This is a genomic window from Streptomyces sp. NPDC006743 (assembly GCF_040703815.1).
Taxonomy (GTDB): Bacteria; Actinomycetota; Actinomycetes; order Streptomycetales; family Streptomycetaceae; genus Streptomyces.
Window position 1 is genome coordinate 1 of the sequence record NZ_JBEYJA010000052.1, and the last position, 20,904, is coordinate 20,904.

17 protein-coding genes are annotated in these 20,904 nt (G+C 72.5%); 8 read left to right on the plus strand and 9 right to left on the minus strand.

What is annotated here, in order from left to right:
* Positions 1–478: 478 nt before the first annotated feature.
* From ABZ719_RS30600 to ABZ719_RS30610, 3 genes are all read left to right on the plus strand, one after another.
* Positions 479–943 carry a hypothetical protein gene (locus ABZ719_RS30600; RefSeq protein WP_366728401.1) on the plus strand — a complete coding sequence of 155 codons (465 nt, stop codon included), beginning with the start codon at positions 479–481 and terminating at the stop codon, positions 941–943.
* A gap of 9 nt (positions 944–952) precedes the next feature.
* Complete coding sequence (locus tag ABZ719_RS30605) at positions 953–2,767, plus strand: alpha/beta hydrolase (protein ID WP_366728402.1); 1,815 nt, start codon at positions 953–955, stop codon at positions 2,765–2,767.
* A gap of 89 nt (positions 2,768–2,856) precedes the next feature.
* Entirely contained in the window at positions 2,857–3,330 is a 474-nt protein-coding gene (locus ABZ719_RS30610) for a hypothetical protein (protein WP_366728403.1), read from the plus strand.
* A 554-nt stretch (positions 3,331–3,884) separates the two neighbouring features.
* Here ABZ719_RS30610 and ABZ719_RS30615 read toward each other — a convergent pair.
* Positions 3,885–4,658, minus strand: a complete 774-nt coding sequence (locus tag ABZ719_RS30615) for an alpha/beta hydrolase (RefSeq protein ID WP_366728404.1) — start codon at positions 4,656–4,658, stop codon at positions 3,885–3,887.
* A 326-nt stretch (positions 4,659–4,984) separates the two neighbouring features.
* Between ABZ719_RS30615 and ABZ719_RS30620 the strand changes: the two genes are divergently transcribed.
* The gene (locus ABZ719_RS30620; protein WP_366728405.1) at positions 4,985–5,398 is read left to right on the plus strand and encodes an Imm10 family immunity protein; all 414 of its coding nucleotides are present in this window, start codon (positions 4,985–4,987) and stop codon (positions 5,396–5,398) included.
* Positions 5,399–5,631: 233 nt separating this feature from the next.
* Here the strand turns inward: ABZ719_RS30620 and ABZ719_RS30625 are convergent, their stop codons facing one another.
* Positions 5,632–5,850 carry a hypothetical protein gene (locus ABZ719_RS30625; RefSeq protein WP_366728406.1) on the minus strand — a complete coding sequence of 73 codons (219 nt, stop codon included), beginning with the start codon at positions 5,848–5,850 and terminating at the stop codon, positions 5,632–5,634.
* Positions 5,851–5,998: 148 nt separating this feature from the next.
* Here ABZ719_RS30625 and ABZ719_RS30630 point away from each other — a divergent pair, with 148 nt between their 5' ends.
* Together ABZ719_RS30630 and ABZ719_RS30635 are read left to right on the plus strand one after the other, a co-directional pair.
* Positions 5,999–8,005 carry an ABC transporter ATP-binding protein gene (locus tag ABZ719_RS30630; RefSeq protein WP_366728446.1) on the plus strand — a complete coding sequence of 669 codons (2,007 nt, stop codon included), beginning with the start codon at positions 5,999–6,001 and terminating at the stop codon, positions 8,003–8,005.
* Positions 8,002–9,108 (plus strand): serine/threonine-protein kinase, encoded by a 1,107-nt coding sequence (locus ABZ719_RS30635; RefSeq protein WP_366728407.1) that lies wholly within the window; start codon positions 8,002–8,004, stop codon positions 9,106–9,108. The genes ABZ719_RS30630 and ABZ719_RS30635 overlap by 4 nt, the downstream gene beginning before the upstream one ends.
* Here ABZ719_RS30635 and ABZ719_RS30640 read toward each other — a convergent pair.
* From ABZ719_RS30640 to ABZ719_RS30650, 3 genes are all read right to left on the minus strand, one after another.
* Positions 9,077–9,838 carry a hypothetical protein gene (locus ABZ719_RS30640; protein ID WP_366728408.1) on the minus strand — a complete coding sequence of 254 codons (762 nt, stop codon included), beginning with the start codon at positions 9,836–9,838 and terminating at the stop codon, positions 9,077–9,079. The two genes, ABZ719_RS30635 and ABZ719_RS30640, sit on opposite strands and share 32 nt — an antisense overlap.
* Positions 9,828–10,415 carry a sigma-70 family RNA polymerase sigma factor gene (locus ABZ719_RS30645; protein ID WP_037850686.1) on the minus strand — a complete coding sequence of 196 codons (588 nt, stop codon included), beginning with the start codon at positions 10,413–10,415 and terminating at the stop codon, positions 9,828–9,830. Before ABZ719_RS30645 ends, ABZ719_RS30640 begins: the two co-directional genes overlap by 11 nt.
* Positions 10,416–10,759: 344 nt before the next feature.
* A complete protein-coding gene (locus tag ABZ719_RS30650) occupies positions 10,760–11,605 on the minus strand; it encodes an LLM class flavin-dependent oxidoreductase (RefSeq protein WP_366728409.1) in 846 nt (281 codons plus the stop codon).
* A gap of 290 nt (positions 11,606–11,895) precedes the next feature.
* Here ABZ719_RS30650 and ABZ719_RS30655 point away from each other — a divergent pair, with 290 nt between their 5' ends.
* Positions 11,896–13,914, plus strand: a complete 2,019-nt coding sequence (locus ABZ719_RS30655; protein ID WP_366728410.1) for an NAD-binding protein — start codon at positions 11,896–11,898, stop codon at positions 13,912–13,914.
* Positions 13,915–14,032: 118 nt separating this feature from the next.
* Here the strand turns inward: ABZ719_RS30655 and ABZ719_RS30660 are convergent, their stop codons facing one another.
* On the minus strand, positions 14,033–15,811 hold the full coding sequence (locus tag ABZ719_RS30660) for a prolyl oligopeptidase family serine peptidase (protein WP_366728411.1): 1,779 nt from the start codon (positions 15,809–15,811) through the stop codon (positions 14,033–14,035).
* 269 nt (positions 15,812–16,080) lie between these two features.
* Between ABZ719_RS30660 and ABZ719_RS30665 the strand changes: the two genes are divergently transcribed.
* A complete protein-coding gene (locus ABZ719_RS30665; RefSeq protein WP_366728412.1) occupies positions 16,081–16,905 on the plus strand; it encodes an SURF1 family protein in 825 nt (274 codons plus the stop codon).
* Positions 16,906–17,063: 158 nt separating this feature from the next.
* On the opposite strand, the gene ABZ719_RS30670 is transcribed toward ABZ719_RS30665, so the two are convergent.
* The 3 genes from ABZ719_RS30670 to ABZ719_RS30680 all read right to left on the minus strand — a co-directional run bounded on the left by ABZ719_RS30670 (position 17,064) and on the right by ABZ719_RS30680 (position 20,891).
* Positions 17,064–18,182, minus strand: a complete 1,119-nt coding sequence (locus ABZ719_RS30670) for a hypothetical protein (protein WP_366728413.1) — start codon at positions 18,180–18,182, stop codon at positions 17,064–17,066.
* A 514-nt stretch (positions 18,183–18,696) separates the two neighbouring features.
* Positions 18,697–19,272: a SigE family RNA polymerase sigma factor gene (locus ABZ719_RS30675; protein WP_366728414.1), complete on the minus strand. Its 576-nt coding sequence runs from the start codon at positions 19,270–19,272 to the stop codon at positions 18,697–18,699.
* A gap of 545 nt (positions 19,273–19,817) precedes the next feature.
* Entirely contained in the window at positions 19,818–20,891 is a 1,074-nt protein-coding gene (locus ABZ719_RS30680; RefSeq protein WP_366728415.1) for an aspartate-semialdehyde dehydrogenase, read from the minus strand.
* Positions 20,892–20,904 lie beyond the last annotated feature (13 nt).

The window sequence follows — 20,904 nt, forward strand, 5'->3', positions numbered from 1 at the left end:
GCAGTCACCTCATAGACGGCTGCCTCACCGAGACCGGCCTGACCATCAGGCCCGCCTGAGCAACTCCACGACATCACGAGTTCAACCTCAGTAACTGCGTGACAACGCGGACAGACAGCGGCGGACGAGCACGGACACTCTGGCGTCGCCCTGGCCGGGCCGTACGGTGAACTGCACAGTGGTCACGAGGTGTGGCTCTTTCCTACAGGGAAGAAGTCGCTGGCCGGGGGCGCCGGGCGACCACAGCATCACTCCGACGCCCTTCCCCACACCCAGCCGTGGCCCAGCCCCAGGATCCACGCTCGCGTCCGATCGATGCCCGGGTGCCGACTGAGTACGCGTACTCAGACGCTTGGTGGCCGATACGGATGGGTCGTTCGGCGCAGCATTACTACTCTGCTTCTCGATCACCGCGATGTGCCGGTCGCGCGTTGACAGGACCTCGGCGATGTATGGCGAGCCATGGGGAGGGCCACGCATGGCGTGGGACGAGTGGGAACAGCTCAAGGCCGCAGCGGCCGAACGGCGTTCCACACGGATGCAGCTCAACCAACTGCCCGGCGACCAGACGGACACAAGTTCGAGCGGTAACGGCGCTTCTGTCAGGCTCCGGTCCGACAAAAAGGCGTGGTCTACGGCAGCCCAAGGTGTGGGGCACCTGCGGGACGACATCGGCAAGGCGCTGACGAAGCTGCGGCACGGCACGACGGGGCTCGGCAAGGACTCCGGCTGTTCAACCGAGGCTGCCCAAATGGGGGTGTACGACTCCTGGGAGCGCCGCGCGAAGGACATCAGCGAGCTGTGCGGCGGGCTCGCCGACGTGCTGGAAAAAGTGGGGAATGATCAGCTCAAGACTGATGAAGCCATCAAGGCCGAGATCGCTGGGCTGAAGGTTCGTTCCGAAGACACGTCCGCCGTCGACGGCACGGGCAAGGGTCGGTGATCCGGACGCATGGACCTCAAGAAGCTCCAGGCCATCAACCCCTCCGAATACGCGGACGCAGCGGACGGATATCGCGCGATCAGCGACATGGCCGACACGGCAAAGGGCCGCATCGACCAGCAGATCACCAAGGTCATGCAGAAGGCCAACGAGGGCGAGGCGGCGGAGGCGGCACAGAAGCAGCTGGCCAAGCTCTCACAAAATTTCCACTACACGCAGGTCGAATGCGGCCTGATCAGCGGAGTGCTCACCGGTTTCTCGGCCGAGATCGCGGCCCCACGTCGCCGCCTGATCGAGGCACTCGAGGACGCGAAGGCGCTCTCGTACACCGTCAACGCCACCGGCAGCGTGACGTACCCTGCCGGTGGCGAGAACGGATTGACCGGTGAGGACATCGCCGGCGGAACGGTCACCGGGTTCAACGGCATCTACAGTCGCGGACCGGGCCCGGACATGACCGGACTGCACAGCCCCAACCCGAACCGTGCGAAGGCCCAGGACATCGCTGACCGCATCGCACACGCTGTACAGGAAGCCGCAGAGATCGACGACCGCTACAGCAAGGCCCTGGAAAAACTCAAGGCCGCACCGGGTCTGACCGTCTACACCAAGACGTGGGCCGATGTGGCATCCGACGTCGGCGCCGTCAGTTCTGCGGCAACCCAATACCTTCTCGATCACGTCCCCATGGACAAGTCGCCGGCCGACATCACCAAGTGGTGGGACAGCCTCAGCAATGAGGAGCGGGATGAGTACAAAAGGGGTTTTCCCGAGGTTATCGGGGGACTGGATGGCATTCCGGCGGTGGTGCGTGACGAGGTGAATCGCGAGAATATCCAGACCCTGATTGCGAAGCTGGAAGGCCAGCACGACGACGACTCCAAGACGAAGCTGGGCGGTCTGAAAGCCATCCAAGAAAAACTCCTCGCGGGCAGCGAACCGCCCATGTACCTCTTGGGCATCGGCGATGAAGGAAATGGAAGGGCAATTGTTGCCTACGGCAACCCGGACACATCACAAAATGTGTCTGCCTATGTTCCAGGGCTCACCACGAGGCTGGACGAAGGTTTCGCTGGCGGGACGATGAAGCGCGCCCAAGACACGGCGCTGACCGCCAGGGAGATGGCGCCGGATAGTTCTACATCTTCAATCGTCTGGCTTGGTTATGACGCACCCCAGCTCAGTGCCGGTGATTTTCTGAGCAGCAGGAGCGTCATGTTCAGAGACGATGCTGAGGCGGGAGCCCCGGCGTACAACCGATTCATGGCTGGGATTTCAGCGACCCACGAATACGGAGATCCTCACGTCACAGCCATCGGCCATTCGTACGGATCACTCACCGTCGGCCTTGCGGCTCAGGAGAAGGGCGGCATCACAGGAGCCGATGACATCATTCTTGTGGGAAGCCCGGGTACAGGGGCAGATTCTGCGGATCAGTTGAACGTAGGTAAGGGCCATGTGTTCGTAGGTGCAGCCGAACACGACATCGTCACTGGACTGCCTTCCAGGGGGCAGGTCGCCGGCGGGGTTGTCGGAGGGGTTCTGGGGGCTTTCGCGGGCGCGCCGGAAGTCGGTGCTGCAGCTGGTGCAAGCGCGAGTGATCCGAACGGCGACGATCTCTGGTTCGGCAAGGATCCCGCCAGCAAGGCTTTCGGTGCCACGCGGTTCCAGGTGGCTGACGGGCCCACCATTTTCGAAGACCACGGAAAGATGGAAGCCCACTCCAATTATTTCAGCCCTACAAAAGATCAGATGTCAGCGGACAATATTGCAAGGATTGTTGTCGGCGAATCTGGCAAGATCGTTCGGGAGCAGCCGCGGTGAGAACTGCATACTCTGGACTTCTACTTGGTGCTTTGCTGTTGACTGGATGCAGCCCTTCGGACGGAAATTCTGTAGGTGACTCGGAACAAATGAACATGCAAGAGGCGGCAGAGCGTGCGGACCAGATCCTTGACGACACGTTCGCCGCGATCAAGCCAGCGGTTCATTGGACCCATGGCGAGTCGACGGAAGGTAGTTGTGACGTATCAAGGCGACGGGCGGTGATGACTGTGATTTCCGAGGAGCGGAGGGGAAGCTTCCTGGGCGTGGTGGAGCGCTACTGGAAATCGCAAGGATACAACCAGATCGGCGTGAACCGGAACACGGAAAGCCCAGCCATCTACTTTCAGACTCCAGATGAATTCAACGTGCGCCTTTTGATCGGCGGCAACGGGCAGGCGTTCTTCGAAGCGGCAACACCATGCGTGGAAAAGTCATCGGTGTCACCACCCACTTCGAAGACAGTTGGACCGAATTATGCAGGAAAGCCGATTCCGAATCCGAATGTCCACTCCGACTTCTGGTCATCCGGTGGCCCTTCGTCGTCCCCGAGCGGGTCGTGACGAAGAGAAGGAAGCCAGGGACGCCGACAGGTTGACTGAGTGAAAAGCTGGCGGCAGGCGCATCAGGGGCCTAGGGGAGGCCTTTGGCTTCCGGTGAGTTGAGGTCGAGGGGCTCCCTCGGCGCCTCGGTGGCCTTCGACTCGTCGTCGCACGGTGAGCACCTGAAATCCGGCCTGGCCCTTGTACCCGAACTCCAGGCCCACCTCGAAGCCGTCCGGGGCGGTCGCGAAGATCGCTGGCATGTCGGCACTGTTACGCACCGACGTGATGCTGTACCCCTGTTTCTTCCGGTAGCGCTCGACGACACCGAGGACGCCGCCACGTCGCCCGTCCGAGTTGATCGTCATCACGTAGGGCCGACGGGTGACCGAGGCGGTACCGGTGCCGTCGTTCTTGGAGTCGGTGCACTTGGAGTCGCTCCGGGGAGCGTGGGCCCTGCCGAGGCGAGATGGCAGGGGCCCATGGCGCAGGCAGCGGAGGTGCGCTGAGGCCTTTGCCCGGGGGGGGGGCAGCGCCTCCGCCTATGCGGCTTACCCCCCTGGCGGGGGGCCGGTTCACTTCAGGTGGCGGGTGAAGAACTGGGCCGCGGCGTCCCCCGCGAACTGCGGGACGCCGGTGTGGCCGCCGAGATTGGCGTGCAGAGTCTTCTCCTTGCTGCCGAAGGCGTCGAACAGGTCCAGGGCCGTCTGCCGGTCGTTCCTTTCGTCGTCCCACTGGAGCAGGACGTGGAGCGGAACGGTGACCTGGCGGGCCTCCTCGAACATGGCGCGGGGTACGAAACTCCCGGCGAACAGGACGGCGGCCGCGATACGCGGCTCGACCGCCGCCAGCCGGACCCCGATCGAGATGATTCCTCCCGAGTAGCCGACCGGGCCGCCGATCTCCGGCAGTGAGAGGAGCGCGTCCAGGGTGCTCCGCCATTCCGGGACCGCCTTTTCGACGAGCGGGAGGACGAGGGCGTCGACGATCTCGTCACCGACCGGTTCGCCCGCCTCCAGTGCCCGGCGCAGGTCGGCGCGGGCCTGCTCTACGGCGGCCCAGCGGGGCCGTTCACCGCTGCCGGGGAGTTCGATGGTGGCCGTGGCGAAGCCCTCCGCCGCGGAGTGCCGGGCCCGCCCCGCCAGCCGGGGGTACATCTTGCGCAGCCCGCCGGGGTGGCCGAGCAGGATCAGCGGCACCGGCGCCGGTGCGGAGGCGGAGGCGGACGCGGGCGCGGGCGCGGGCGCGGGCGCGGGCGCGGGCGTCCACAGGATTCCGGGTATCTCGCCGAGGGTGAACTCGCGCTCGAGGACACCGTCGTCGAAACGCTGTTCAGAGGTGAAATGCATGGTCGTGCCTTTCGGGAGTGCGCTTGAGCGGCGCTCCCGGACGACCTACCGCCCGACCGTGACCCCGAAGGAGAGCACCCATGTCGATACTGCGTTCACGGGTACCACCTCCTCGTTCTCTCGCACGGCCTCCGGAAACGTAGCAGTGGTCGCAGGGGCCCGCCAAACGGTTTCCGCGCGGGGCCCGGGTCGGGGAATCGTCGCTGTGGGCCGACCTCGCCGTCTCGCCGCGGGGCGTGTCCGGCAAGAGCGCGCCGTTCCCGTCGCGGTGTCCGGCGCTTCCTCGAGCTGACGAGATCGTGAGACCGGGTGCTAGGAACATCCGCATGGCGTACAGATTCACGGCGCAGCGTGCTTGCGGGTTCGATGATCCGGCTCAGAACGACTGCGTGATGGCGGGCGTGGCCGAGTCGGACGACGAGGACGCGTGCACCCTCTTGTTCATGTGCGGCTTCGAGGAGCCCGACGGTCAGGACGTGTCCCTCGGGCTGGACACCCACTGTCTTGTCACGCCGGACCAGGGCACCGCATACGGCTGTGTACGCCGGGTGGAACTCCACGCGGATGTGCTCCGGGTGACGTTGGACCCCTCGTCGTTGGACGCGCTCGGCTTGGCCGATCCCGTCGTCGAGGCCGTGCTGCGGGCGCCGGCGGCCGAGGTGGCCCGCATGCGCGAGGTGCTGCCGCGCGTCCTCGCCTACGGGCGTCCGGACGCCCGCCCGCGGGTGATCGGCCTGTAGGGAGTGCAGCACGGCGGCGGAAGTGCGGCAGCGGAGTGCGGCACCGGCACCGGCCGGCCGCCATCACCGCCCCGGGCGCCGTTACCGCCCCCCCGTCACCTCACCGCCCCCCCCGGCCACCGTTGCCGCCCGCGGCCACCTCACCGGCCCCCCTCCCCCGGCCACCTCACCGGTCCCGCCGCCGTACCGCCCCGGCCGTCTTGCGATCCCGCCGCCTCACCGGTCCCGCGGCCTCACCGGCGGCCCGGCCGTCGAAATTTTTCCGCGCAGAGCCATCCCTCCTGCCGTCCGGGACGTATCCAGTGGGCCAGTACGAGTCCGGAGGCAGAGCAGGAGGCAACGGTATGGCGATCTTCAAGAATCTCTTCCCGGCCGATCGCCACGGCCACGGTGGTCACGGAGACCACGGCGATCACGGTGATCATGACGACCGCCGGCACGGTGAGGACCACGGGCGCGACGAGACCTCGAGGGGTCGCCGGCATGGTTCGCACGACGAGGACCACGGTTTTGGCCACTACGGCTGACAGCGGTCCGGGAGAGCCGGGCGGAACGGCACCACGGCGTGCCGCTCCGCCCGGCCACTCCGCGCTGCGCCGGCTGCTTGTGCCGCCCGCGGCGGACGGCGCGGCGGACGCGGTGGTCGCGGCCGCTCCCCCGCTGAGCCCGCGCGAGGTGTTCCGCCGCTTCTGGCCGTACACGCGCGGACGGCGGGGCCGGCTCGTGCCGATGGCGCTGTTCAGCCTGGCCTGGCCGGTCGTCGACGCGGGTGAACTGTGGCTCTTCAAGCTCCTGGTGGACGACGTGCTCGTCCCCCGGAACCTGGCGCCGTTCCTCTGGATCGCCCCGGCCTGCCTGGGGCTCGTCGTCGTCTCCGGGGTCCTCGGGTTCACCGACGACATGATCTCGGCGTACACCAGCGAGAGCTTCCTGCTGACGCTGCGTTCGGACGTCTTCCGGCACGTCCAGGGGCTGTCGCTCGGGTTCTTCGAGCGGCGGCGGCTCGGGGACGTGCTCTCACGGATCACCGGTGACGTGGACGCCGTCGAGACGTTCCTGCTGTCGGGCGTGGCCGACGTCCTCTCCTACGTGCTCCAGCTGGGCGTCTTCCTGGGGCTGCTCTTCTACCTCCGCTGGGACCTCACCCTGCTCGCGCTCGTCATCGTGCCGCTGTTCTGGGGGGCCGCGCGGCACTTCTCCCGGCTGGTCAAGGCGGCGTCCCGCGAGCGCAGGCGCCGCAGCGGTTCGCTCACGGCGGTCGCCGAGGAGTCGCTGGGCAACGTGGCCCTCGTCCAGGCGTACAACCGGCAGGCCTGGGAGGCGCGCCGCTTCGAGCGCGAGAGTCTCGGCACCTTCCGCGCCACCATGGCGTCGACCCGGATCCGGGCCCTGTACCGGCCGCTCGTCGAGATGATCGAGATGTGCGGTGCGCTGGCCGTGACGGGCCTCGGCACCTGGAAACTGGCGCAGGGCCAGCTCACCCTGGGCGGGCTGCTGGTCTTCCTGGCCCTGATCGGCAAGCTCTACGGCCCGGTCCGCGACCTGTCCCGCCTCGGCACCACCTTCTACGCCGCCTCCGCCTCCGCCGAACGCATCGTCGAACTGCTCGACCAGCGGCCCCAGGTCACCCAGGCACCCCACGCCCGGCGGCTCGGCCGGGCACACGGCGAGATCGAGTTCGACGGAGTCTGCTTCCGCTATCCGGCGGCCGGACCGGACGGCTCCGCCACGGCCGGACCGGACGGCTCCCCCACGACCGGCCCGGACGGCTTTGCCGCGACCGGTCCGGAGGGGCGGGCGGTGACCGGCCCGGACGGCGGCGGCGATCCCGTGGCCGCCGCCCGGCCCCGGGACAGCGCGAGCGCCCCCGACGACGGCCCCGCCGGCTCCGCACCCTGGGCGCTCGCCGACGTCTCCTTCCACGTGTCCCCCGGCGAGACCCTGGCCCTGGTGGGGCCCAGCGGAGCCGGCAAGTCCACCGTGGCCAAGCTGCAACTGCGCTTCTACGACCCCGACCTGGGCGCCGTACGCCTGGACGGGTGCGACCTGCGGGACCTGGCCCTCGCCGATCTGCGCGAGAACGTCGCGGTGGTCCTCCAGGAGACCCTCGTCCTGCACGGCACCGTGCGGGAGAACATCGCCTACGGCCGGCCCGACGCCACCGAGGCCGAGATCGTTGCGGCGGCGCGGGCGGCGGACGCCGACGGGTTCGTCCGGCGGCTGCCGCAGGGATACGACACGATGGTGGGCCAGCGCGGCCGGACGCTCTCCGGCGGGCAGCGCCAGCGTCTGGCGATCGCCCGTGCCATGGTCAGGGACGCGCCCGTGCTGCTCCTGGACGAGCCCACCACCGGGCTCGACGCCGGATCCGGGCGCAGGATCATGGCACCGCTGCGCCGCCTCATGTCCGGCCGGACGACCGTCGTCATCTCGCACAACCTGCTCACCGTCCGCGACGCCTCCCGGATCGTGGTGCTCGACCACGGCCGCATCGCCGAGAGCGGCACCCATGCCGAACTGCTCCGGCGCGGCGGGGCGTACGCCCGGTTGTACGGACTGCACCAGCCGGACGCCGCGGCCGCTCCCCCGCAGCCGGTGCGGTCATGAGCGGCGCCCGGGAGCACCCGGTGCTGGCCCCCGGCAGCCGCCCGGCCCCCGGCTACCGGGTTCTGGGGCACCTGGCCCGTACCGGCTGGCTCGACCTGTACGACTCCTGGAGCGAGGAACGCGCCTGCCGGTGCGTCGTCAAGGTGCTGCGGCCGGACCGCCGCGCGGAGGAGGAGGCGGCCGAGCGGCTGCTGCGGGAGGGCCGGTGGCTCTGCGAGTTCACCCATCCGCACCTGGTCCGCGGCTACGAGGTCCGTACGGCACCGCAGCCACTGGTCGTGCTGGAGACGCTGAGCGGGGAGACCCTGTCCTGCCTCCTCCACCGGCTGCGACGGCGCCCGGCCGCCGCCGACCTGGCGCTCCTCGGGGTGCAGTTGTGCTCCGCCGTCCACTATCTGCACGGCCGCGGCCTGCTGCACCTCGACCTCAAGCCGTCCAACGTCGTCGTGGACTGCGGCCGTGCGAAGGTGCTCGACCTGAGCGTGGCCCGGCCGCCCGGCCACGCACCGCCCGGGATGGGCACCTTCTCCTACCTGGCGCCCGAACAGGCGCGCGGCGGCCCGCTGTCGGCCGCGGCGGACGTGTGGGGCATCGGCGTCACGCTGTACGAGGCGGCCACCGGTGACGTGCCCTTCGACCGCGGGGAGACCGTGCCCAGCGGCAGCGGCAGCGGCAGTGACGTCGGCAACGGCAACGGCAACGGCAGTCACCACGGTGCCGGCGGTGACGGCGGTGACGGCAGTGACCGCGCCGACGGCGGTACGGGGGTCGGCGGCAGTGCCCGCGGCCCCGGTGGGGGTCCGGGCTGGTACCCGCAGCTGGAGGCGAGCGCACCGCCGGTCGGGACGCGGCGGCGCCTGCCGCGCGCGCTCGCCGAGGCCGTCGACGGCTGTCTGCGGCAGGACCCGGCGGCCCGGCCGACGGTCCCCGAACTGGCGGCGGCCCTGCGCGCGTTGGTCCCCGACGACCTGCCGGGACCGGCTGCCCGGGCCGTCGGAACCGGCCCCCGGGCTACCGGAACCGAGGCCAGGACCGAGGCCCCGGGCGGCCGGAGCCGAGGCTCCGGGGCCGTCAGGACCGGCTCTCCTGAGTCGCGGGCGTGAAGTGGGTGCTCGCCAGTACCGTGCCGTCGGCGGCGGTCAGCCGGGCGCCGGCGAGGGCCGAGTGGTCCAGGGGCGGGGCGGACGCCCCCCACGCGCCCTTGCCGTCGTACAGGTCGAAGGTGCCGGCCCGCACGGTGCCGCCGTCCTGGCGCACCAGCACGCAGGTGACCTTGCCGGTGTACGGGGTGCCGGCCGCCGTGAGGTCGACGGTCATGTAGACCCAGCCGGGTGAGCCGGGGTGGGCGTAGACCTCGCCGGCCGGACGCCCGGGCGCAGGACGGGCGGAGGTCAGACCGCCCCAGAGCAGGCCCGTCCCCCGGTCGGCGGACGAGGGCGCGGGTCCGGCCAGGGTGGTCTCGACCGCCGTACCGACCGACCAGCCGCCGAATCCGACGGCGAGGACGAACGCGGTGGCCGCGGCGGCGACACGTGGCCGGATCCGGCGGCCCAGCGGACCGGTCACGCGCGGGCGTGCGCGCCCCTCACGCCTCTGCGCGCCCTGGGTCAGCGCCTGCGCCACCCGGGTCTCGAACCCCACCGGGGGCTCGCTGCCCGGCAGCAGTCCGATCAGCCGGTCGCCGGCCTCGGTCAGCTGCCGGACGTGCTCCCGGCAGTCCGCGCACCCCTCCAGGTGTGCCACGGCACCGGCGCGCTCGCGGCCCGGCAGCACGCACAGGGCCAGCTCGGCGCCGATCTCGCGCAGCTTCTCGCAGGTCACGTCACTGGTCATGGTCGCCTCGCCGGTCGGACGCGAGTGTGGTCCGCAGCTTTCCCATCGCGGCCCGGACCCGGGTCTTGGCAGTGCCGAGCGGGATCCGCTCCCGGTCGGCGATCTGCTGGGCGGTCATGCCGTAGATGCCCGCCATCACCAGGGCCCGGCCCTGTTCGGGCGGCAGTTGCGCCACGGCGGCCCGCAGCCGCGACGACGCCTCGTCCGCCAGGGCGTGCTGCTCGGGGGTCTCGCCGACGGCGCCCAGGATCGCGTCGAGGTCCTCGGGCGCCACCGGCTCCGGGCGCCGGGCCCGGACGGCGTCGATGGCGAGGTTGTGGGCGATGGTGGTCAGCCAGGTGGTGACCGATCCGCGCCGCGAGTCGTAGATCTGGGCGTGGTGCCAGGCCCGCTCGAAGGTCTGCTGGGCGATGTCCTCGGCCAGCTGCGGGTCGCCGGTGACGGCGAGGGCGACGCCGAAGACCCGGTGCTGGAACCGCCGGACGAAACTGACCGCGAGTTCCGGGTCACCGGTGGCCAGCCCGGCGAGCAGAGCCTCGTCCGGGAGCCGCCCCACGGGGAACCGGAACCTTGACATATCCGTGTATACGGCCTGTCCGTGGCCAGGGATTGCCGACGGCTTCGGGAATCCCTCGGTCCGATTCTCCCGCGGGACCGTGGATCTCGCGTCCGTTCGCTCTGCCCACGGGGGCTGGCGGATCCCGCGCGTCAGCGCCGGGGCTCCGGCCCCGCCACGGGGGACGCCGAGACCCAGGGGCTCGCCCCCAAGGCCGCCGGGAGCCAGGACCCCGCCCCGAAAGCCACCGGGAGCCAAGACCCCGCCCGGAGGACGACGCCGGGCGCCGGGCCGTCACAGCCGGACCGCCGTCACAGCCGGACCGTCACAGAATCCGGGCTCGGACGGCCGTCACAGCCGGACCCTCACAGAATCCGGGCCAGGCGGTCGACCTGGTCGGGGTCGGATCCGTAGCAGTACAGCATGACCTCGTCGGCGCCCAGGTCGGCGTAGGCCGTGAGGGCGTCGCGGACGGCGGCCGGGGTGGTGAGCATGCCGGAGACCATGCGGTCGGGCATGCCGGTGAACGTGTAGTACGCGTGCATGGCGGCGCGGGCGTCCTCGACCACCTGGGCCGGTCCCAGGGCGACGTTCACCTGGGCGCCCAGCCGTGGGGCGCCCTCGCGGCCGTGTTCCTCCCACTGGCCGCGCACGGTGTCGAACAGGTCACCCGCCCAGGACGGCGGCGCGGCGGCCAGGAAGCCGTCGCCCCAGCGGGCCACCCGTTCCAGGGCGACGGGCTTGAAGCCGCCGAACAGGACCTCGGGTCCGCCGGGGCGGGCCGGGGCCGGGCCGATGGGGCCCGCCCCGTCGCCGTACGGTTCACCGGCCCACAGCCGGCGCAGCAGCGGCATCTGCTCGTCCAGGCGGCGGCCGCGGGTGCGGGGGTCGACGCCCGCGGCCTGGTGGTCGTCCTGCCGGCCGCCGATGCCCAGGCCGAGGACCAGGCGCCCGCCGCTCATCCGGTCCAGGGTGGCCGTCTGCTTGGCGAGCAGGGCGGTGTCACGCAGCGGGGCGAGCAGCACCTCGGTCTGGACGCGGATCCGTTCGGTGGCGCCGGCCAGGACGGCGAGCGCGGTCAGCGGCTCGGGGTTGTCGTAGACGAGCCGGTCGAGCAGGCCGAGGGTGGTGAACGGGCCGTCCTCGGCGCGCCTGGCCCAGGTGAGCAGAGTGGCGGGGTCGCTGATGGGCAGGCCGATGCCGACGTGCATGGAGAACCTCCGTGAAGGCAGGGGGAAGGAAGGCCGGCCGCTGCTGCGACCGGCGCCGGGCTCGCTGCCGCCCTCTCCTGCACCTCGGCGAGGTGGGACGCTCCCGCTCTGCGGCGCATTTCCGGGGAGGTCTCTTCGAAGTGGCCCCAGGCTAGGACGGCCGGCGCCCCCGGGCAACGGGTTTTCCCGGCGCCCGGGCCGGTGGAACCACCCGTCCCCGTGGGGCAGTCTTCTCCCTCGTGGGGAGCGTTCCGTATCAAGGTGGTGCGCCGGGCGGCACGGGGGCGCACATGGTGGTGTGCGGGGACGACGGGCTCGCGCACCGTCTGGCCGCCGAGTTGCGCGGTGTGTACGGCGAGCAGGTCACGCTGGTCGTCCCGCCCTCCGAGCGCGCGGTACGGCCACCGGTGGTCGGCCGCGCCCGCGCCGCCTCGGCGCTGCTGGACCGGGTGGTGAACGCCGCCGTGAACCGGGCCGGCGGGAACGGGCACGCCGCGGTCGCCGGCGGGAGCACCGGGGGCGGGGCCGGCGCGGGCGGTGCGGGCGGTGGTGCCGCCGGCGGGCCCGCCGGCGGCGCGGACCGGGTGGTGGAGGCCGCCGAGCTGACCGAGGCCGTGCTCCTGGAGGCGGGCGTGGACCGGGCGAGCGCGCTGGCGCTCGTCTACGACGACGACGAGACCAACATCCGTGCCGCGCTCACCGTCCGGCGGCTCAACCCGAGGCTGCGGCTCGTCCTGCGCCTGTACAACCGGCGGCTCGGGCAGCACATCGAGGAACTCCTCGATCAGGCCGCCGCGTTGGCGACCGGTGACAGCGGCTCCCCGCTCGGCGCCGACGCGTCCACGACGGTGCTGTCCGACGCCGACACCGCCGCACCCGCGCTGGCCGCCGGTGCGGTGGTCGGCACCAGCAAGGTCGTCCAGACCGAGGGACTGCTGCTGCACGCGGTCGAACGGCCGCCGCCCGCGCCCGGCCAGGTCGCCGATCCCGGCCTGTGCACGCTGGCCCTGCTCTCGGCGACCAGCAGCGATCCCGCCGGTGCCGACGGGTCCGAGGCCAGCGGGGAGCAGCGGCCCCGGCTGCTGCCGGACGCGGCGGCCGTGCGGGAGGCCACCGGACGCGGCACGGTGGTGCTGGAGCAGGTGTCGTACGCCGCCGGGCCCAACCTGCCGGCCGGGCGCGGGGTCGGTGTCGTCCCGCCGCTCACCTCGCTGTTCTCCCGGCGCCTGCGCTGGTCGGTGGCGGGCCTGGTGGCGTGCGTGTTCGCGCTCGCGGTCGCGTTGTGGCTGGTGACGGGGGTGCATCCGCTGGGTGCGCTCTATCTGACGCTGCTCGACCTGTTCGCCATCGATGATCCGGCGATCGGGCAGACGGTGGGGCGGCAGGTGCTCCAACTGCTGTCCGGTCTTGTCGGGTTGCTGCTGCTGCCGGTGCTGCTCGCGGCGGTCCTGGAGGCGCTGGGGACCTTCCGGTCGGCGTCCGCGCTGCGCAAGCCGCCGCGCGGGCTCGGCGGGCACGTGGTGCTGCTGGGGCTGGGCAAGGTCGGCACGCGAGTGCTGACGCGGCTGCGGGAACTCCAGGTGCCGGTGGTGTGCGTGGAGTCGGATCCGGAGGCGCGGGGGCTGGCGACGGCACGGCGGCTGCGGGTGCCGGTGGTGCTCGGGGACGTCACGCAGGAAGGCGTCCTGGAGTCCGCGAAGATCCACCGCGCGCACGCGCTGCTCGCGGTGACCAGTGCGGACACGACGAACCTGGAGGCCGTGCTGTACGCGCGCTCGGTACGGCCCGACCTGCGGGTGGTGCTGCGGCTGTACGACGACGACTTCGCGACGGCGGTGTACCGGACGCTGCGGGCGGCGCACCCGCGGGCGCTGACGCGCAGCCGGAGCGTGACGCACCTGGCCGCGCCGGCGTTCGCCGGTGCGATGTTCGGGCGGCAGATCCTGGGGGCCGTCCCGGTGGAGAGGCGGGTGCTGCTGTTCGCGTCCGTGGACGTGGACGGGCATCCGCAGTTGGAGGGCAGGACGGTCGCCGAGGCGTTCCGGGCCGGGTACTGGCGGGTGCTGGCGCTGGAGGCGGGCGAGCGGGGCGGTGCCGGGAGCGGGACCGGTGCCGGGGAGCGGCGCGAGCCCGCGGCCCAGGCGGCGGCGGAGGACACCGCGCCGGGGACCGGACCGGCGGCCGGGCCGCGGTGGAACCTGCCCGACACCTACGTCCTGCGCAAGGAGGACCGGGTGGTCCTGGCGGCGACCCGGCGCGGTCTCGCGGAGCTGCTGGGACGGCGGGGGCGGGAGGGGGCGGCGGCCTAGACCCTGCCGGACCGCGTCTCTCCGCCTCCACCCGTCGCCATCCCGCCGGCCGCCCCACCCGCTGCACTCCCGCCGGCCGCCCCGGCCGGCGGGGGCGCCCGGCGGGTGCGGCCACTCGCTACTTCGGCAGGTGCCGTTCGGCGAAGTCCAGTTCGAGACGGACCTGCTTGATGCGTTCGTCGACCACCAGGGAGCCGTGGCCCGCGTCGTAGCGGTAGACCTCGTGGACGGCGCCGCGGGCTTCGAGGCGTTTGACGTAGTTGTCGATCTGGCGGATGGGGCAGCGGGGGTCGTTGACCCCGGCGGAGATGTGGACGGGGGCCGTGACCTGGTCCACGTAGGTGAGCGGGGAGGACGCCTCGAAACGCTCGGGGACCTCCTCCGGGGTGCCGCCCAGCAGGGTGCGGTCCATGGCCTTCAGGGCTTCCATCTCGTCGTGGTACGCCGTGACGTAGTCGGCGACCGGGACCGCCGCGATGCCCAGGGTCCAGGCGTCGGGCTGGGTGCCGATACCCAGCAGGGTGAGGTAGCCGCCCCAGGAGCCGCCGGTGAGGATCAGCCGGTCCGGGTCGGCGAGGCCCGAGGTGATCGCCCACTCGCGGACCGCCGCGATGTCCTCCAGCTCGATCAGGCCGACCCGGTGCTTCAGGGCGTCCGTCCAAGCACGGCCGTAGCCCGTGGAGCCGCGGTAGTTGACGCGGACCACCGCGTAGCCGTGGTCGACCCAGGCGGCCGGGCCGGCGGCGAAGGAGTCGCTGTCGTGCCAGGTGGGGCCGCCGTGGATGTCGAAGACCGTGGGCAGGGGGCCGGTGGCGCCCGCCGGTTTCTGGACCAGGGCGTGGATGCGGCCGCCGGGGCCCTCCACCCAGACGTCCTCCACCGGGACCGAGCCGGGGGACTTCATGCCGGGCGGGTCGAGGACCACCCGGCCGTGCGTCGAGCGGACCACCGACGGCTCGGCCGCCGACGACCACAGGTACTCCACGCTGCCGTCCGGGCGGGCCGTCGCTCCCGAGACCGTGCCGGGCGGGGTGGGGATCCTGGTCAGTTCGCGGGTCGCCGGGTCGTAGCGGAACAGCTCGCTGCGGGCCTCGAAGCTGTGGGCGATGAGCAGGCCGCCGCCGTCCGGGTACCACTCGGCGCTCACGTCGCCGGGGAGGTCCAGGGCGAGGTCCGTCTCCTCGCCCGTCGCCACGTCCCAGACCAGGGGCTCCCAGCGGCCCCGGCGCTGGTGGCCGATGAGCAGCCGGGTGTCCCCGTCGACGGGGGCGAAGCCCAGCACTTCCAGGCCCAGCTCGACCGTGCCGCCCTTGGTGTCGTCCAGGTCGGCGACCGCCGTGCCGTCCGGGCGCAGCACGCGCAGCGCCGAGTGCATCGCGTCGCCGTGCTCGGTGTGCTCGATCGCGATCAGCGTGCCGTCGTGGGAGAGGCCGCCGACGCCCGCGGACTCGCGGTGGCGGTAGATCTCCGCCGGGGCCTCGCCCGAGCCCACGCGCGCGAGGTGGATCGTCGTGCCGTCCTCGTCGGTGGAACGGCCCACGACCGCCGTCCGTCCGTCCCGGCCGAGGGCCAGGCCGGCCGGGTAGGAGGGGGCGAGGCCCGGTACGGCGGCCTCGTCGGGGCCGCCGCCGAAGGGCTGGCGGCGCCAGACGCCGAACTCGTCGCCGTCCTTGTCGTCGAACCACCAGATCCACTCGCCGTCCGGGGAGAGCACGCCGTCCGTCGTGCCGTTGGGCCGGTGGGTGGCCTGGCGCTGGGCGCCGCTCGCCCGGTCCCAGGCGTACAGCTCGTAGGTCCCCGTCGCGTTGGACACGAACAGGGAGCGGTCCGGCGCGTCCTCGGCCCAGTCGGGCAGGGACACCCGGGGGGCGCGGAAGCGCTTCTCCCAGTCCGGCATGGCCTGCTTCCCCGGCGCTCCCGCCGCTGACGGCGCCCTTGACGCCCCCGATGTCCCCGTCGCTCCCGATGTCGCCGGCGCGCCGGTCTGCTCCGCGGACCCGTTGCTCTCAGTCATGGCCCCATAGTGCCTGGCCCGACCGACAACGCGCCGCCCCGTTCCCCAGCCTGTGGAAAACATAAGGGCGCCCAGCCGGACGCCCCCCACGCCCTGTGGAAAACTCAGACCCCGCGGCCTGCTCCGCCCTGCGGGCACCGTACCGTTGAGCCGTGTACCGGTTTCTTCTGACGCCCCGCTGGTGGGGCATCAACGTCTTCGTGCTGCTCGCCATCCCGTTCTGCGTCTTCATGGGGTCGTGGCAGCTGAGCCGGTTCGACGCGCGCGTGGACGACCACCGGAACCTGACCAAGCAGTCCGCCGCGGCCCGCACCGAGGCGCCGCGCCCGCTGGCGGGGCTGCTCCCCGTCGACAAGCGGACCTCCGGCATGCGGGCCACCGCGACCGGCCGGTACGGCAAGCAGCTGCTGGTCCCGGACCGTGAACTGGACGGCCGGCAGGGGTACTACGTCCTGACGCTGCTGCGCACCGGATCCGGCAAGGCGCTGCCCGTCGTCCGCGGCTGGCTGCCGGGGGACGCGGACGCGGCGAAGGCACCGGCGCCGCCGGCCGGGGAGGTCACGGTCACCGGTGCGCTCCAGGCTTCCGAGTCACCGGGGGGCAGCGGGGTCGGCACCCGGGGCGGCCTGCCGTCCGGGCAGACCGCGGCGATCAGCGCGGCCTCGCTGGTCAACCTGGTGCCGTACGACGTGTACGACGCGTGGGTGACGCTCGACAAGGCGGACTCCGGGATGAAGGCGGTGCCCGCGAAGGCCCCGGAGGGCAGCGGGCTGGACCTGAAGGCGTTCCAGAACCTCGGGTACACCGGTGAGTGGTTCGTCTTCGCGGGGTTCGTGGTCTTCATGTGGTTCCGGCTGGTCCGGCGCGAGGTGGAGGCCGCACGGGACGCCGAGCTCGGGCTGGTGCCCGGGGACGGGGAGCCCGCGCAAGCGCACGGCTCGGGCGGGCCCCAGGAGGAGCGCACGGCCGCGGTCTGACCCGGTCCGTGCGCGCTCCGGTCCGTGCGCGCTCCGGTCCGTGCGCGCTCCGGTCCGTGCGCGCTCCGGTCCGTGCGCGCTCCGGCCGGTCCAGGGCCGTGCGTTCGGATCAGGCCGGACGGCCGCGGCCGCGTCATCACCCTGTCCTAACCGCGCACCTAGGGGGCCGTCGCCAGCAGTCCGGTGCGGTAGACCGTGCCCGCGCAGGCGTCCGGGACCGTGGCCGAGACGGTCGGTGAACCGGCTTCCGGGGTGTGCGAGACCACGACGCTGCCGTCCGCCCTGCCGCCGTCCTCGGTGACCAGCTGGGTGGTCGTCCCGGTGCCGGTTCCCGAGTCGCTGTTCGTGGCCGGGCCGCCCGCGGCGGTCGTCTCCTGGCTCGGGGACGGGCCGGGCGTGGGGTTGCCGGTCTCGGTGCCGCCGGTGCCCCCGGTGCCGCTGTCGCCGCCGCTGGTGGGGCAGGCGTCGGAGGGCACCCAGGCGAACTTCACCTCGTACCCGGAGCCGGGGGACAGGACCAGCGCGGCGGATTCCGTGGACGGGTCGGGCAGCCCGGCCGCCGCGTCGCCCGCCGTGTGCTGCACCACGCTGACGCGGGAGGCGTCGGCGACGCCCTGGGTGAGCGTGGTGACGGTGCCCGGTCCGCCGACGGTGCAGCTGCCGGGCGAGACGTTGGTGACGTGGAAGGTGCCGTACACGGCGCCCGCCGCGTCGGGGGCGCTGACGGTGGCGGTGGCGGAACCCAGCTGGCCCGCCGTGCACACCGGGGCGGAACGGGCCGAGGCGGAAGGGCTCTGGGGGGCGCCGGCCGGCGCGGTGCCGGGGACGGGGGGCCTGCTGCCCTTCGCGCCGTCCTTCGTGCCGCCCGTCTCCTTGCCGTCGGGGCGGTCCGGCGATCCGCCGGCGGTGCTCGACGCGCCGCCCGCGGCCTTGTCCTGCCCGGTGCCGCCCTGGGCCTGTGAGGCCTGGCCCGCGATGGCTGGGTCGGCGTCGGATCCGGTGGCGTGGGACACGTGGACGAGGGCCGGGACGGCCGTGCCCAGGAACAGGGCTGCGGCGGCCATGCCGACCGCGGCCTGCCGCTTGCGGGCCCGCCGCGCGGGAACCGCGCGCCGCAGGTGTTCCAGCGTGCCCTCGCTCGGTTCGACGTCCTCGACCGCCCGGTGCAGCAGCCGGCGCAGCGCCAGTTCGTCCGGGCCGAGTCCGCCGGGAGTTTCGCCGTCTCCCGCCGGGCCAGTGGCGCCAGGCGTACCGGGAGCCGCTTCGGGGTGCGTCACCGAAGCCGTACCGGAAGGCGCTGCGGAGTGGCTCACCGAAGGCGTTCGCGGGTTCGCCGCCGGGGCTGCCGCTCGGGCCGTCTCGGGGGTCCGGGCCGTCTCCGAGGCGCCTGCCGGGCCGGAGGGTCCTGCCGTGTCGGAGGGTCCTGCCGTGTCGGAGGGTGGGGCCGTGTCGCAGGCGCGTGCCGTGCCGGGGGTGGCCCCGGGGGCTTTCGCGGGAGGCTCTGCGGCGGGCGGTGCCGGGGGCGCGGGGCTCTCGGCGGAGGTCTTCTCGGGGCTCTGTGCGGGCGCTTCGCCCTCGGGGTCCGGGCCCTTTGGCTCAGGGCTGTCGTTCACGGTTCCGTTCCCAGCGTGCGTCGGCGTGTGGTGGTGCTGCTCCGGCCGCGTCGGCTCGTGCCACGCGTAGGGCTCGTGGCGCTCGTGCGAGTCGCGCCCTTCGGCGTTCTCCCTCATGCCCGCGCCTCCATGGCGATCATGCCTGCGCCTCCATGGCACTCATGTGCGCCTGTGGCGGTCATGTCCGTGCCTCCATGGCGATCCGGAGCGCGGCGATGCCGCGCGAGCCGTACGCCTTCACCGACCCGAGGGATATCCCGAGGGTCTCGGCGACCTGTGCCTCGGTCATGTCCGCGAAGTAGCGCAGCACCAGCACCTCGCGCTGCCTGCGCTGCAGGCCCTTCATCGCCTTGATCAGCGAGTCGCGCTCCAACTGGTCGTAGGCGCCCTCCTCCGCACTGGCCATGTCCGGCATCGGCTTGGACAGCAGCTTGAGGCCGAGGATGCGGCGGCGCAGCGCCGAACGGGAGAGGTTGACGACCGTCTGACGCAGGTAGGCGAGCGTCTTCTGCGGGTCGCGGACGCGTTTGCGCGCGGAGTGGACGCGGATGAACGCCTCCTGGACGACGTCCTCGCAGGAGGCCGTGTCGTCGAGGAGGAGCGCCGCCAGGCCCAGCAGGGAGCGGTAGTGCGCGCGGTAGGTCTCGGTGAGGAGATCGACGGTGGTGCCGGCCGCGACGGTGTCGTCGGCGGCGTCACGCTGGTTCGGTATGCGGGCGGGCCGCGCGGCGGGCACGGGGGAGATCACCGGCATGCCACCGGCCGGGCCGGGCGCGCCGGACGGCCCGGACCCACCGGGGAGCCCGGGTCTACGCGGTCGGAGCGCCGCGCGGGGCGGCCGCAGGGCGGCGCCGCGGGTCGCCGCACTGAAGTCGAGAACCTCTGCCACGCCAGTTGGACTCGCCTGCCCCCTCGGGGGTTGTACGCGCCGGTCGTCACTTTCGCGCCGGGCGGGTCCGCCGGCGCGTGCGACGACGGTCTCGCGTCAGGCAGCACAACAGCCGGTGCCCCACATGCCCTCATGCGTCCCGCTCTTCCCTTTGTCGCGGCATCCCGCGAAGCGACCGGGGCGTCCCCACGCCCCTCGGCGTCCCCACGCCCCCGGCAGGCGCCCGCAAAGACGCCTGCCGCCCTGCGCGCGGTTGCGCAGGGCGGGAGGGGAAATCTTCGGACGCCGAGGCAGCACGGATCAAGTGGCGGGGATCACCGTGTGGTCCACACCTCTTACACAGATCCTACAAAGGAGGCTGCCTCTGGCCAGGACTTTTCTCCGGGTGAGGACCGGATGTCGCCCGGAGTTCACTTCCCGGCCGGAGCGGCCCCCTCCGGCTCGGCGGCCACCAGTTCGGCGATCTGCGCCATGTTGAGCGCGGCGCCCTTGCGCTGGTTGTCGCCGCAGACGAAGAGTTCGAGCGCCGTGGGGTCGTCGAGCGCGCGCCGCACCCGGCCGACCCAGGTGGGGTCGGTGCCGACCACGTCGGCGGGCGTGGGGAACTCGCCCGCGGCGGGGTCGTCGCAGAGGACCACCCCGGGAGCGGTGGCGATGATCTCGCGGGCCCTGTCGACGGTGACCTCGCCCTCGAAGCGGGCGTGCACGGTGAGGGAGTGGGTGGTGATCACCGGGACGCGTACGCAGGTGACGGCGACCGGCAGCTGCGGCAGGCCGAGGATCCGGCGGGACTCGTCCCGCAGCGTCATCTCCTGCGAGGACCAGCCGTCGTCGCACAGCTCCCCGGCCCACGGCACCACGTTCAGCGCGACCGGCTCCGGGAAGGGCCCGGTGTCGTCCCCGACGGCCCGCCGCACGTCGCCGGGGCCGGTCCCCAGTTCCGTGCCGGCGACCAGGGACAACTGGCGGCGCAGCGTCCGCACGCCCTCCTGTCCGGCCTGGCTCACCGCCTGGTAGGAGGAGACGACCAGCTCACGCAGCCCGAACTCGGCGTGCAGCGCGCCCAGCGCCACGATCATGGTCAGCGTGGTGCAGTCGGGGCTGGCGACGACGGAGCGCGGACGGCGCCGCAGGGCGTGCGCGTTGACCTCGGGGACGACGAGCGGCACCTCGGGGTCGGCGCGGAAGGCACCGGAGTTGTCCACGACGACCGCGCCGCGGGCGGCGGCCACCGGCACCCACCGGGCGGCGACCTCGCCGGGGACGTCGAACAGGGCGATGTCCACCCCGTCGAAGGCGTCCTCGGTGAGCGCGAGGACCTCGACCTCCTCGCCGCGCACGGCCAGCTTGCGGCCGGCCGAGCGCGGGGAGGCGATGAGGCGGATCTCGCCCCAGACGTCCGCGCGCTGGGACAGGATCCGGAGCAGGACCGTGCCGACGGCCCCGGTCGCTCCCACGACCGCGAGCGTCGGTCGGTCGGTCATCGTCGTACGCCTC

Coding starts and splice junctions, on each gene's coding strand:
- ABZ719_RS30600 (WP_366728401.1), top strand. CDS start 479: ATGGCGTGGGACGAGTGGGAACAGCTCAAGGCCGCAGCGGCCGAACGG.
- ABZ719_RS30605 (WP_366728402.1), top strand. CDS start 953: ATGGACCTCAAGAAGCTCCAGGCCATCAACCCCTCCGAATACGCGGAC.
- ABZ719_RS30610 (WP_366728403.1), top strand. CDS start 2,857: ATGAACATGCAAGAGGCGGCAGAGCGTGCGGACCAGATCCTTGACGAC.
- ABZ719_RS30615 (WP_366728404.1), bottom strand. CDS start 4,658: ATGCATTTCACCTCTGAACAGCGTTTCGACGACGGTGTCCTCGAGCGC.
- ABZ719_RS30620 (WP_366728405.1), top strand. CDS start 4,985: ATGGCGTACAGATTCACGGCGCAGCGTGCTTGCGGGTTCGATGATCCG.
- ABZ719_RS30635 (WP_366728407.1), top strand. CDS start 8,002: ATGAGCGGCGCCCGGGAGCACCCGGTGCTGGCCCCCGGCAGCCGCCCG.
- ABZ719_RS30640 (WP_366728408.1), bottom strand. CDS start 9,838: ATGACCAGTGACGTGACCTGCGAGAAGCTGCGCGAGATCGGCGCCGAG.
- ABZ719_RS30645 (WP_037850686.1), bottom strand. CDS start 10,415: ATGTCAAGGTTCCGGTTCCCCGTGGGGCGGCTCCCGGACGAGGCTCTG.
- ABZ719_RS30650 (WP_366728409.1), bottom strand. CDS start 11,605: ATGCACGTCGGCATCGGCCTGCCCATCAGCGACCCCGCCACTCTGCTC.
- ABZ719_RS30655 (WP_366728410.1), top strand. CDS start 11,896: ATGGTGGTGTGCGGGGACGACGGGCTCGCGCACCGTCTGGCCGCCGAG.
- ABZ719_RS30660 (WP_366728411.1), bottom strand. CDS start 15,811: ATGCCGGACTGGGAGAAGCGCTTCCGCGCCCCCCGGGTGTCCCTGCCC.
- ABZ719_RS30675 (WP_366728414.1), bottom strand. CDS start 19,272: ATGCCGGTGATCTCCCCCGTGCCCGCCGCGCGGCCCGCCCGCATACCG.
- ABZ719_RS30680 (WP_366728415.1), bottom strand. CDS start 20,891: ATGACCGACCGACCGACGCTCGCGGTCGTGGGAGCGACCGGGGCCGTC.